This is a genomic window from Cupriavidus sp. FW216-B1, assembly GCF_058789195.1.
Genome location: NZ_JBYTEL010000004.1, coordinates 105,905 through 118,704 on the forward strand (window position 1 = coordinate 105,905; position 12,800 = coordinate 118,704).

The window sequence follows — 12,800 nt, forward strand, 5'->3', positions numbered from 1 at the left end:
AGGGGCAAACACCGTCCTACCGCGCGCAACTACAGCTGTAACCTTTTGTAACAACAAAAAACTGCGCGCAGCTTAATGTACGGTACAAAGCGCTGATACCCCCCTTTATAACTAGGTAAACTCTGAGAATCCTCACAAATTTGTTGCGCCCGCAACCGAGATCGCCCGCACTGCCGCGCTGGATAAGGAAAGTGAATGGATTTGATCCAGGAGCGATGCATTCCATAGTCCCCTGCCGCCCTGATCTGAAAATTTCTTAAATCAGATTTTTACATAACTTATAAAGCCTAAAAAATTATCTTTAAAAGGCTATTAGTAATGGGTTGCACAAGCATAAGCAGGGCGTCAGCATCGGCATTCCCGGCAATAAGGCCGAAAAAAGCGAGCGTTTCGCGGAAACCTATATTCCTGCTAATGGATCATCACCGCAGTGACAAGAAGCGCGCACGCACAAAGATTTCGGATCATCGTAGAAGATACGTGGCGTAAGCCGGTCACGAAGCCATTCCCAGAGATGCGCCAACGGCTGCCGAGTCATCATGCGCACGAAACAGACCCGAATCATCCCCCCGGCGGCGCGCACGACCCGCGCAGGACCAGCTCCGTCGGAATCTGGATGCGGATCCGGTCAGGCGGCACCTCGCCCTTCAACTGCCGCAGCAGTATGCGCGCGGCTTCGTTGCCGAGCGCGTGGGCGTCATAGCGGATCACGGAGACTGGCGGGGTGGCCAGTTGGGCGAGTTCGCTGTCGTTCGAGGCGATCAGCGAAATATCCTCGGGAATGCGGCGATTGCTGATGCGGATGGCCGGGAGCACGCCGGACAGAAGCGGCATGCCGAGCACGATCGCCGCGGTGGGCGGCTCCGGCAGGCTCAGCAGCATCTGCATTTCCCGGTATGCGTATTCGGTCGAGAAGCTGTCGAGCCGCAGCAGTTGCGGATCCACGACCAGGCCGGCCTGGTCGTGGGCCTGCTGCAAACCCAGCAGGCGGTCGCGCGCCACGCGCGTGCCGCTGCCGCCGGTGATCATGGCGATGCGGCGGTGCCCCAGGCTGATCAGGTATTCGGCGGCGCGCCGGGTGCCGCTGAGGTGATCGGCGCCCACGGCATTGACCGGGGCGTCGAGTTCGCGCTCGAGCAGCACCACGGGCAGGTTGCCGGAGCGGATGTTGGCCAGCACCTTGCCGTTGGATTCGTCCTGCACCGCGAAGATGACGCCGTCGGCGCCGCGCTGCCGGAACAGGTCGAGCAGCGCGAGTTCGCGCTCGCTGCTGCCGTCGCTGCTGGCCACCATGATCATGTAGCCGTGTTCGCTGAGGATGCCTTCGGCACCCTTGACCATCGCCGAATAGATCGGGTTGCGGATGTCGGAGAAGATGAAGCCGATCATGCGCGCGGACACGCCCCGCATGCTCTGCGCCGCCACGCTGGGCTTCCATCCCAGTTCGTCGATGGCGGCCTGGACGCGCACGCGCACATCCTCCGCCACGGTAGGCACCCCGTTCGCCACGCGCGAGACGGTCGCTATCGCGACGCCCGCCGCGCGGGCGACGTCATGGACAGTCACGCGCTTGGTCAAATCGGCTTCCGGATCAGAATCAAAAGGCTTCTTGGAACAGATTCCGGAAATCGGCAAGGGTCGTCTTCCGGGGATTCCAGCGATTATAGTTGGCCTGCACGCACAACTCCGCCATCCCCTCCAGCTTGTCCCCGGTCACGCCCGCGTCGCGCAGGCGGCGCGGGATGCCAAGGTCCGCGCAAAGCGCCTCGATGGCTTCCACCGCCATGCGCGCGGCGTCGAGCACCGGCAGCCCTTGCACGGGCCGTCCCATTGCCGCCGCCACCTTCGCATACTTGGCGGGATTGGCGATCAGGTTGAAGCGCGCCACCGCCGGCAGGCACAGCGCATTGGACAGCCCGTGCGACAGGTGGAACTCCGCACCGACGAAACGCGCCATGCAGTGCACGTTCCCCAGGCCGGTCTGCCCGAACGTGATGCCGGCCAGCGCCGAGCCGCACAGCATGTTGGTGGCGGCCTCCAGGTTCTCCCGGTCGGCCACGAACTGGCGGATGTTCCCCGCCAGCAGTTCGATCGCCTGGATATTGATGGCGTCGGTGATCAGGTTGGACTGGCGCGAGATGTACGACTCGAACGCATGGACGAAGGCATCGATGCCGGAGTGCGCCGCCACGTGGCCCGGCACGGTGCGCAGTGCCAGCGGATCGAGGATCGCGAATGCCGCCGGGTTGAGCGCGGCATGGCGGATCGACATCTTGAGGTTCTTTTCCGTATCCGTGATGACGCAGGAGCCCGATACCTCCGAGCCCGTGCCCGCCGTGGTCGGAATCGCGATCAGCGGCGGCGGCGCGATCGAGAATGCCTCGATGCCCTCGTAGTCGTGGATGCGGCCGCCGTTGGCGAGCACGATGCCGACCGCCTTGGCCACGTCGATGGTGCTGCCGCCGCCGATGGCGATGATGGCCGTGGCCTCGTGCGCGCGGCAGACCTCGAGCGCACGCGCCACGGTATGCGCGCTCGGGTCGGGTTCGATCTCCGAGTAGGTGGCGATGGCCACGCCCTCGCGCTCCAGCAGCGCGGCCACGCGCCCGTAGAAATCGCTGGCGAGCAGCGCGGCATCCACCGCGATGAACACGCGCTTGCAGCCACGATCGCGCACGATGGTGGCGATTTTTTCATGGGACCCGGCGCCCATGTAGATGCGAGTCGGGCAAAAGAAGGTGGAGATATCGGTAATGGACATGAAAAGATAGTCGAATCGACAGGGAATCGATGGGGATCGATCAGTCGGCCGCGGAGAAGCCGGCGGCGATGGTCGTCCAGCGCTTGGTTTCCGCATGCACGAACGTGGTCAGCGCGGCCGGCGCCATGCCGCCCGGCTCCGCCGCCATGCCTTGCAGCGTGCTTTGCATGGCGGGATCCTTCATGCTGGCCACCACGGCCTGGTAAATGCGGTCGCGGATCGGCGCGGCCAGGTTGCGCGGCGCGGCGAGGCTGTACCACGTGCTCATCTGATAGCCCGGCACGCCGGATTCGCTCAGCGTCGGCACGTTCGGCAGGAAGCGCGTGCGCTGCGCGGTGGTCACCGCCAGCGCCTTGATGTTGCCGCCGGCAAGCTGGGCGTTGGCCGAGGCGGCGGAATCGAGCGCGAAGGTCACGCGGCCGCCGATGATGTCGGTCATCATCGGCGAGGCGCCCTTGTACGGTACGTGCACGGCATCGAACGACGCCTGCTTCTTCAGCAGCTCGGCGGACAGGTGCTGCGTGGTGCCGATGCCGGCCGAGCCGTACGTCGCCTCGGCGTGATGCTCCTTCATGTAGGCGATCAGTTCCTTGACGTTGTTGACCGGCAGCGACTTGCGCACGATCAGCACGTTCGGCACGACCGCGACGGTCGTGATCTGCGTCATGTCCTTTTCGAAGTCGTAAGGCAGGTTCTTGTAGAGCGCCGGCGCCGCCGCGTGGCCCACGTTCGCCAGCAGCAGCGTGTAGCCGTCGGGCTGCGCGCGCGCCACCATCGCGGCGCCGAGCGTGCCGCCCGCGCCGGGGCGGTTGTCCACCATCACCGCTTGTCCGAGTTCGCGCTGCAGCTGCGCCGCGATCGCGCGCGCCACGATGTCGGTGGTGCCGCCGGGCGTGAACGGCGCCACGATGGTGATGGGCTTGGTCGGCCAGTCGGCGGCGACGGCCGGACTTGCCGCGACACCTGCCACGACACCTGCCGCAGCGGCCAGCGCAACGAATGCGCCTGCCGTGCGCGCGATCTTCTTGAGGGAATGCATCATGGTCTGTCTCCAGAATTTCTTATGTTTCGGCCTGTGGCCGGGGATGCTAATCGAGTGTGACGTTGAGCCCGGACAGCAGCGTGCGCCAGGTGGCCACCGAGCCGGCCAGCAGCTCGGCCGCGCCTTCCGGCGTCTGCTGGCGCTCGGCCGGCACTTCCACGCCGGCCGGCGCGAGCCGCGCCTGGGTCTGCGGATCGCGCACCGCGCTGCGCAGTGCCTTGTTGAGTCGCGCCACCACCGGGGCCGGCGTGCCCTTCGGCGCGAGGACCATGTTCCAGATGTCGTAGTTCAGGTCCTTGATGCCCGACTCGCCGGCGGCCGGCACGTCGGGCAGCGCACTGATCCGCCTGGGGCGCAGCACGACGACGCCCTTGACCATGCCCGACTTGATGAAGCTGGTGGACGTGGTGGTGCTGTCGACCAGGTAGTCGATGTGGCCGGCGGCCACATCGTTGAGCGCCAGGCCCGCGCCGCGGTAGTTGGCGATATTGACGTTGACGCCAAGCCTGGCATTCACCAGCACGCTGCCAAGGAACGAGCCGGAGCCCACGCCGGCCGCGCCCGCGTTCATCTTGCCGGCGTTCTGGCGCGCATAGGCGGCGAACTGATCTAGCCCCATCGCCGGAAAATCCTTGCGCGCCGTAATGACCTGCGGTGCGTCGCCGACCGAGGCCAGCGGGATCAGGTCTTTCAGCACGTTGTAGGACAGCGACTTGTACAGCGTGGCGTTGGCGGCCAGCGTGCCGACATTGCCGATCACCAGCGTGTAGCCGTCCGGCGCGGCGCGTACCGCGCGGGCCGTGCCGAGCGTGCCGCCCGCGCCGGGCAGGTTCTCGACGACCACGGGCTGGCCGAGATCGCGCGCCATGCCCTCGGCGATGACGCGCCCGAGAATGTCGGTGGGCCCGCCCGCCGCGAACGGCACGATCAGCGTCAGCGGCCTGGCGGGATACGTCTGTGCGAAGGCGCCGCCCGAGAGCAAGGCGAGCGCCGCCGCGCCGCCCGCCTTGAGGACCATGCGGCGGCCGGATGCGCGCGATGTCATGGCGGGCCTCATCAAGGATTGAAGACGACGAGACGCTCTTCGGTCATCTCGCGCATGGCGTAGTGCGGCCCTTCCTTGCCGAAGCCGCTGTCCTTGACGCCGCCGAACGGCATCACGTCCGAGCGCGCGCTCGACGTCTCGTTGATCTGCACCGTGCCGAAGCGCAGCGTTGCCGCCGCCTTCATGGCGCGATCGATGTCCTGCGTGAAAATGCCCGCCGCCAGCCCGAACGGCGTGCTGTTGGCGCTGGCCAGCGCCGCGTCGAAATCGTCGAACGGCCGCAGCGCGATCAGCGGCGCGAACGCTTCCTGGCACCACACGCGGCCTTCGTCGGGCACGTCGGTCATGACCACCGGATCGATGACCGAGCGCCGGCGCGCGCCGCCGCACAGCACGCGCGCGCCCGCGGCGGCGGCCTCGCCGATCCACGTCTCGGCGCGGATCGCCGCCTGTTCGCTGATCAGCGGCCCTACGCGCGTGGCCGGATCGCGCGGATCGCCGGCGACCAGCGTCCCGGCGAACGCGACCAGGCGCTGCGCGACCTCGTCGGCAATGCGGCGGTCCACATACAGGCGCTGCACGGACGTGCAGACCTGCCCGGCCTTGCGCAGGCCGGCATTGGCGATCCTGGGAATGGCGCGATCCAGATCGGCATCGGCCGCGACGAACGTGCTGGCAATGCTGCCCAGCTCCATCTGCGTACGGCGCAGGCCGGCCGCGCGCTGGATGATGCGGCCGACGCGCGTGCTGCCGGTGAACGTGTAGAAGGCCACGTCCTGCTCTTCCAGCAGCCACGCCCCCACCGTGTCGCCCTCGCCTTGCAGGATCGACAGGAACGGCGCCGGCATGCCGGCCTCCAGCAGCACCTGGCCCAGCAGCGCGCTGGTCAGCGGCGTGAAGGCCGACGGCTTGAGGACGACCGCGTTGCCTGCCGCGTACGCGGGCCCCACCTTGTGCAGCACGGTATTGAGCGGCGAATTGAACGGGGTGATGGCGCACACCACGCCCACCGGGAAACGCTGCGTGAAGCCGATGCGCTTGTGCGCGCCGGGGCTGGCGGCGAACGGCACCACTTCCCCGGTCAACTGCGTGGATTCGTTGGCGCACAGGGTCAGCGTGACCTTGGCGCGGTCGACCTCGTTGTTGGCGTCGACCAGCGTAAAGCCGGCTTCGGTGGTCATCGCATCGACAAAGCGGCTGCGCCACGCTTCCAGCAGATCCGCCGCGCGCCGCAGCACCAAGCTGCGGTCGTAGGGCGCCTGCGGGCCGGCATCGACCGCCTCTTTGGCAATGCGCACGGCCTGCGAGACCTGCTCGCGCGTGGCGGAGGACAGCGTGGCAATGGTCTCGCCGGTGAACTTGTCGTCCACGTCGAAGCGGTCGCCGGAGTCGACCCAGTTGCCGTTGATCAGATTACCAGTGGGGGGAAGGGTGTCGGCGGGAAAGCGGGAGGTACGCATCGGGACTTTTTTGGGCTGGGGAAAGCCTGTTGAGAAAACGTTTTCTCATATTCGCCGCATCGGGCATGGAAGTCAAACCATACGATGCCCGGGATTACCCCTATTTATTGCCGATTTCCGTGGGTATGTGCTGATCTTCCGCCAGTCAGCATGGCGGCCAATTGAGTGACATCTACCATTTTGAGGAAACGTTTCCCATGAATGGCGACACTTGTGCTTGTGGAAGCACACCGGCGGCAGTCGTTCCCCAAGGAAGAGGTTGGCGTCGGCCACGCCGCACGCCCTGATCGCGGCCGGGACCCGCGGGGAGGGATCGGTCGCCGGCCGCACGGCGACATCGTCATGGAAGAGAGCCAGACGCAGGACTGGCGGCGGCGGATCGGGGCCGGATGCCGCTCGAAACCAGCGACTCCCACGAGTCCAGCATCGCCGGCGTCGTCGACGAGGCAAGTCTTGGCCCGCCAGGGCGCACCGGGCGCGCACGACAACGATCGATTTGATGAGAACGCCCGAAACACTCGCCTTATCTGTGCGAGGTGATCAATGCACCGTGCTACCTGGTGCGCTCCGGTTGCGGCTGGCGCATGTTGCCGGGGAATTCTGGCCTTGGCAGACGGTGCGTTGGCGTCGTCTCGTGAGGAACCGCGAGCGACGCCCGGATGTATCCGAGGCGACGCGCTACATCGCGATGGGCGGTGTGCCGCTGCGCAGAATCGCCCATCCTCGAATCTCGAAACAGGCTCCAAGCACTCACACGCGCGGGGAACCTGTCGCGGCCCTTACCATGGCTTGAATGCTGAGGTCGACGTCTGTCTCGGTCGTTGCCCAATTCGCAACGCTGATGCGCATTGCAGTGCGGCCTTGCCATGATGTTCCGCCACACCAGCAGACGCCCTCTGCCTGGAGCGAATCGATGACGGCTCGCGTTGCCTCGGACGATCCGAATGATACGAGCACCTGGTTAAGCACGACATCATTGAGTATTTCGTATCCGTGGCTCGAAAGGCCGTCAGCGAACTGACGTGCAAGGCTGCAGAATTGCCCGACGAGCTCGGCAATACCGTCGCGGCCGAGATGCAGCAACGCGGCCCATATCTCGACGCCACGCGCCCGCCTGGACGATTCCGGTGTGTAGTGGGAAGGCTCACGTCCCTCCTCGGCACCCTCGGCCAGGTACGCCGCATTCGCCGACATTGCTGCCCGTAGATCCGCTGCGTTCCGAACAAGGACGATGCCGCTATCATAAGGAACGTTGAGCCACTTATGGCCGTCCGTCGCCCAGGAATCCGCCTCGGCCAGGCCAGCCGTCAACGCATCGAAATTCCGATTCGCAAGTGCCCAGAGACCGAAAGCACCATCGACATGGACCCAGGCGCCGGCCTGCCTTGCACGAAGGCAGATTTCCGCCGCCGGATCGAAATCACCGGTGTTCACATTACCAGCCTGGATGCAGACAATTGTGCGGCCATCGAGCGCCGGCATGCTATCGACTTTGAGCCGCCCGCGGCGGTCGGTCGGGACCAGGATAACGCGCTCGCGTCCGAGGCCGAGTAACGAGAGCGCCTTCAACACCGTCACGTGAACCTCTTCACTGACAACAACGCGGAGTTCGGGCGCCCCATAAATGCCTTTGGCTTCCACGTCCCAACCCAGACGCGAAAGAAGCGCGTGGCGCGCGGATGCCAGCCCGGTCAGGCTGGCCATGGATGCGCCACTGACAAACGCCCCTGCGACGCCTTCCGGCATGCCGAACAAGTCGCGAAGCCATTGCAGCGATACATCTTCCAGCGTCGCCGCAATCGGAGAAGTCCATCGGAAGCAGGCATTCTGGTCCCACGCCGTCGCCAGCCAGCTCGCCGCGACGGTAACTGGCAAAGCGCCACCCATCACCAGACCGAAATAACGTCCACCTACGGTGGCGACAGTCGCAGGAGATCCGATCTCGTCGAGGCGTCGCAGGACTTCGATCGAATCAACGCCCTTTTGCGGTAGCGCATGCCTCAGTTCGTCGAGACGGCGCATGGCCTCGGGCGAGGCGATTACCGACCGATTTTTTACTGACTGCAAGTACGATATGGCTCTCTCAGAGGCGTCCCGCAAGGCCCCGTGTGCCGACGATTCTTCCATAAAGACTCCATGTCTTTCCGGTGGACCAGACGCGCGCATTCGATTCTCGCGCCAGTGGCGTTTTGTCGGCATCGGAAACAGCCAATACCCTGATACAAGATACGGAAATACACGTAGTTGCCCGGGCCGCCAGCCAGCTATTTGTTGTTTGCCGCGCGCGCATGTTGTACCAGGCGCAGCAACCAACCCGCGCACGACTCCACGTACTCGTCAGCTTTTCGCCCCGGGTATCCTGCGCTTAGTTTGATGGTCAATCCTTGCCCATTCAGCCACGCCTCCACGCCCTCCAAAGCTTCGTCATCGTCAAGCATGATTTTCATGCTCTCCAGATTCCCGTTGTTCTCTACTATGCCATTGTCAGCATGCATGGTTCGCTCCCAGATTCATGCCTCCGCATCGATGCAGCGTGAAGTCCAGAGGATCGATGGATCGCACTTCATTTCCCGACAAGATCGTGTCGGGAAATGTCGTTGGCGCAAGACTCCGCTTATGCACGGCCGCGATACGAACGAAGCAACAGGAACTGCAATAACGATCCCAGCAAGAAAATTCCCAGCCACGCGGCAAGCGCGCCACGCACGACGGGGGACTCAGGACCACTCGCCAGGGGATGGCTGACAGGCAACCGCGTCAGCGTCTCATTGATCCCGGGGACTAACAACAGAAAGAAACTGAACGTGAATGCGAACTGGGACAGGTATCGCCGCGCATGCCCCAGGATTCCTATCCGCGGAACGAATACGCCGCCCAATATCGCAACCAGCGCAACGATGCCCAGTGCGTGGCCGACATTGAAACCGCCTGTGCTGGACAAGCCAAACGAGGTGAGTACCGAGACCACCATGCCGGACAAGTAGATCCTGGTGGACAGGTTGGTGCTATCCATTTTCTGATATCGGGCGAAGCTATAGAGACCCGCTGCGAAAGTCGCCAGGCTGAGAATGGTGTGACTCGCGCCCAACGCGGAGATGGGATGAGGCATAGGACAATGACTCCTTCTGAAGGTAAGAAAGGCCCCCCGATCGCCGCAACGCGGGCGACAGCATGGATGAATGCACGGGCGACAATGACGACTTACAAAACAAACAACCAACTAGTTGGTCGATACAGCAATTCAAAAATTAGGCGCCGTAGCGCCCGCATGGGTGGTGGATGTTCAACTGACCGCGCTTAAGCGACTTATTGCTACTCTCGAAATGGCCTGAAACGACTCCGCATTGCCCAAGGCTCTTGCCGTCAGCATCGCGCCATGTATCGTGGACATGAAGGTCTGAGCCTCAACAAACGCGCTGTCGCACAATTTGAACTGAGACCTTGCCACACCACTGTCCAGAACCGTGGCGATCCAGGTCGTCAAGTCGTTGAAATAACCCCTGACCTGGTCCGCAATCTCTTGCGGGATCATGGGCAATTCTGTAGCAAGCATGACGCAAATGCACATTGATGATGTGCCATCGCGGATGCATTCGGCCCAATAATTGGCGTAGGCCATCAATCGTGCCAAGGGATCCTCGATGTTCCGGTCGAGAGCTGCCAATCCTTCCCGAGCCTGCTGCCGGTGCCGCGTGACCACCGTCAGCACCAAGTCCGCTTTGCTCGGGAAATGATGATGGATGCTGGGCTTTCCGATGTGCACCAGTTTGGACAGATCCGCATAACTGAACCCGTGATAGCCGCCTGCGACAAGCAGTTGCTTCGTGTGCTCTGCAATTTCGGTCGCCCGGGGGGACAGATCAACGCTCATGGACACTCATCCGAGTTACTTATAATGCACGCATGGAATGTGTCATGCGCGCTTGCTATCCCAACCAACCCAGCCAATCTACTAGTTGGTCGGTTCCGTGTCAATCCTTCGGATGGCCGTTGTTGATCCATCCCGACCGGAATGACGTCACGCGGCCTCCGGGACGTGGCTTTGCGATGTCAGGTTCCGTCGCCGGGCAGCGCATCGACTTTCCCCGCCCCACGTCCGGCAAAATGTTGCGTTACCCACCGCTCGCAAATGTCCCATAGCTCGGGTGCCCCCCTTTTGATGACAGGACCATATCGGGAGATAACCTGCTCAAGCGAGACGCCATTCTCCGTCCAGGTCCCGCCGCCGGTGAATATGTTGATGAGCAGCGGCTGAAAGCGATCAAGCGCCTTCGCGAACTTCGCGTCCTCAGTCTCAGCACGCTCAAATTCCTGCCACAGATCGAGAAACATGTCTCGTTGCGACAGCGGCAAAAGCCCGAACAGCCGTACCGCGGCCTTGAATTCTTGTTCAGCCTGCAATTCTCCACACACCTTCCCGTGAATCGGGAAGTCGCCGACGTCAACTTCGACGACGTCATGCAGCAGGAGCATCTGTATCACGCGGTACGCGTTCACAGGCCCATTGGCATACTCGCTCAACACCAGTGCGTACATTGCCAGGTGCCATGAGTGCTCGGCGGAATTCTCCTTTCGACTTTTGTCGAGTAGCGGTGATTGCCGCATGACGGACTTCAACCGATCGATCTCTCTCAGAAAATTCAGTTGCTTCTCCAAGGTCGTCCGCTGCATGATTTTTTCCTCTGAAAGTGAGGTCATAGTATGCAGAACAGGTGCCGACCTCCAGAGGTGCCTTGCCACGTCTGTCATCACGACGAGGCAGCAGCAAGCTCGGCCGCGAACATGGCGGCAGCCTCGTCTATGCGACTGGCTCCGCGACGTATGACGAGGTCAACAGCGGCACGACATTCCCGGAGTACCGTTGGGCACGGGCCGGCGACGGCGCAATGCCGGCGGAGCCACCGGGGGCTCCGCCGGCCAGCGATCCGGCATCGGCCGGGCGAGCGTGCAATCGGAATTGCGCCGGACGTCAGCCGCCGAACGGCTGGCCCATTGGCCTGAGGCGGATGCCGGGCGCCAGGCGCGTCCAGGGCAGATCAGCCGGATCGGCGGTCATCGGCCCGGGGGCCTTTGCCACCAGCACCGCGTGCGCGATGCCCTGGAAGTCCGCGCGAAAATGGACCGAGCTCTTGTTCACCAGGATCTTCATCGCCTCGGGCTCGACGCCGCCAACGCGATAGAGATTGCGGTCGAGCATCTGTGCCTTGCCGCCGCTGACCACGACCTGCACGCCTTCGATGCCCAGCAGCGCCACGGGCCCGACATCGGCCTGCATGCCGTGCATCATCGGGCCGCCAAAACGGCACACGCCGTCCGACAGCCTCAGCACCTCGAAGCGCGCCTGCAGCGGCTCGTCGCCGGGCACGCCCGACACGCCACCAAGCGCCGCGTCGACCATCGCACCCACGCCTGCGCGATGCGCGGCCGCTGCCACCGCCGGATCCCAGATCAGCCCGATGGCCGCGCCCCGCGCGCCGTTGCGCAGCAGCGCGCGCAGCATGCCCATCGTGTTGGAATCGCCGCCGGCACCGGGGTTATCCTGGGTATCGGCGATGACCACCGGACGCGTGGCCCCCTCCGCCATGCGCATGGCTTCGCGCACCGCGTCGTCAGGCGAGAGGAACGGTACCTCCCAGGCAGACTCCTCGGCCAGCATCCTGTCGTAGAGCGCCTGCACGGCGGCTTCGGCGGCGGCGTCATCCTCGCCATAGCCCCAGATCACAGGTCCGCACTCGGGAAAGTCGGCCGCCGGGAAGCCTGGCGTGAACGACAGCGACGCCACTGCGCCGGACTCCAGTTCGGCCAGCGCCGCGTACAAGCCGCGCGCCGGCTCCAGCATCGTGCACATGCCGTTGATGGGAATCAGGAACGGCAGGCGGCGGGCGGCAGCGCGCCAGCGGCGCGGGCCGGCCAGCAAGGTCTTCAGCAGTGCCGCGGCGCGCCCGCCGGTTTCCGCCATGTCGACGTGCGGATACGTGCGGTAGGCCACCAGCGCATCCGCGGCATCGAGCATGCGTTGCGTGACGTTGGCGTGGAGGTCGAGCGACGCCACCAGCGGCACGTCCGGCCCGATCACGTCGCGCAGCCGTGCCAGCAGTTCGCCTTCGCCATCGTCGGCATGCTCGGCCACCATCGCGCCATGCAGGTCCAGGTAAATGGCATCGAAGCCGCCCGCGCGGGCGGCCGCGACGATCTCGCCCGCGATGCGCTCGAACGCATCCTCGGTCACGTGCGCCGACGGACTTGCGCCGGCCCAGATCACCGGGCTCAGGGACCAGCCATTGCGCTGCGCGGCCTGGATGAATCCACCGGCGGGGATATTCACATCGCGCAGCGCCAGCACATCGTTGCCGCGCACCAAGGCCGGAAAGCCCTCGCCGCGCTCGAAGCTGGCGTAGGTGGCCTTGGACGGCGCGAACGTATTGGTTTCGTGTTGGAAACCGGCAATCAGGATCTGGGGTACCACAGGACTCTCCATCTTCATGGTTATCT

Annotated in this window: 11 protein-coding genes and 1 pseudogene; 1 reads left to right on the plus strand and 11 read right to left on the minus strand. The window is 64.1% G+C overall.

What is annotated here, in order from left to right; all coding sequences use genetic code 11:
- Positions 1-561: 561 nt before the first annotated feature.
- From AC3WXD_RS12775 to AC3WXD_RS12795, 5 genes are read right to left on the minus strand one after another with little or no spacing between them, the layout of a single operon-like run.
- Entirely contained in the window at positions 562-1,578 is a 1,017-nt protein-coding gene (locus tag AC3WXD_RS12775; RefSeq protein WP_492323853.1) for a LacI family DNA-binding transcriptional regulator, read from the minus strand.
- 19 nt (positions 1,579-1,597) lie between these two features.
- Positions 1,598-2,761, minus strand: a complete 1,164-nt coding sequence (locus AC3WXD_RS12780; RefSeq protein WP_043365039.1) for an iron-containing alcohol dehydrogenase — start codon at positions 2,759-2,761, stop codon at positions 1,598-1,600.
- 40 nt (positions 2,762-2,801) lie between these two features.
- On the minus strand, positions 2,802-3,803 hold the full coding sequence (locus AC3WXD_RS12785) for a tripartite tricarboxylate transporter substrate binding protein (RefSeq protein WP_454732863.1): 1,002 nt from the start codon (positions 3,801-3,803) through the stop codon (positions 2,802-2,804).
- Between the two features lie 46 nt (positions 3,804-3,849).
- Positions 3,850-4,848, minus strand: coding sequence for a tripartite tricarboxylate transporter substrate-binding protein (locus AC3WXD_RS12790; RefSeq protein WP_492323854.1), 999 nt, complete (start codon positions 4,846-4,848; stop codon positions 3,850-3,852).
- Positions 4,849-4,859: 11 nt separating this feature from the next.
- On the minus strand, positions 4,860-6,308 hold the full coding sequence (locus AC3WXD_RS12795) for an aldehyde dehydrogenase family protein (RefSeq protein WP_454732861.1): 1,449 nt from the start codon (positions 6,306-6,308) through the stop codon (positions 4,860-4,862).
- 527 nt (positions 6,309-6,835) lie between these two features.
- Here AC3WXD_RS12795 and AC3WXD_RS12800 point away from each other — a divergent pair.
- A pseudogene (locus AC3WXD_RS12800) lies at positions 6,836-6,948 on the plus strand (transposase); the annotation flags it as partial.
- Positions 6,949-7,058: 110 nt separating this feature from the next.
- Here the strand turns inward: AC3WXD_RS12800 and AC3WXD_RS12805 are convergent.
- The 6 genes from AC3WXD_RS12805 to AC3WXD_RS12830 form a co-directional block, all read right to left on the minus strand.
- Entirely contained in the window at positions 7,059-8,330 is a 1,272-nt protein-coding gene (locus tag AC3WXD_RS12805; RefSeq protein ID WP_492323855.1) for a pyridoxal phosphate-dependent decarboxylase family protein, read from the minus strand.
- 242 nt (positions 8,331-8,572) lie between these two features.
- Positions 8,573-8,803 carry a hypothetical protein gene (locus tag AC3WXD_RS12810; RefSeq protein WP_492323856.1) on the minus strand — a complete coding sequence of 77 codons (231 nt, stop codon included), beginning with the start codon at positions 8,801-8,803 and terminating at the stop codon, positions 8,573-8,575.
- Positions 8,804-8,922: 119 nt separating this feature from the next.
- Positions 8,923-9,417 carry a hypothetical protein gene (locus AC3WXD_RS12815; RefSeq protein ID WP_020200670.1) on the minus strand — a complete coding sequence of 165 codons (495 nt, stop codon included), beginning with the start codon at positions 9,415-9,417 and terminating at the stop codon, positions 8,923-8,925.
- 174 nt (positions 9,418-9,591) lie between these two features.
- Positions 9,592-10,179 carry a TetR/AcrR family transcriptional regulator gene (locus tag AC3WXD_RS12820; protein WP_020200671.1) on the minus strand — a complete coding sequence of 196 codons (588 nt, stop codon included), beginning with the start codon at positions 10,177-10,179 and terminating at the stop codon, positions 9,592-9,594.
- A 179-nt stretch (positions 10,180-10,358) separates the two neighbouring features.
- The gene (locus tag AC3WXD_RS12825; protein ID WP_454732858.1) at positions 10,359-10,979 is read right to left on the minus strand and encodes an HD domain-containing protein; all 621 of its coding nucleotides are present in this window, start codon (positions 10,977-10,979) and stop codon (positions 10,359-10,361) included.
- A 298-nt stretch (positions 10,980-11,277) separates the two neighbouring features.
- Positions 11,278-12,774 carry a M81 family metallopeptidase gene (locus AC3WXD_RS12830; RefSeq protein ID WP_492323857.1) on the minus strand — a complete coding sequence of 499 codons (1,497 nt, stop codon included), beginning with the start codon at positions 12,772-12,774 and terminating at the stop codon, positions 11,278-11,280.
- Positions 12,775-12,800: the final 26 nt, after the last annotated feature.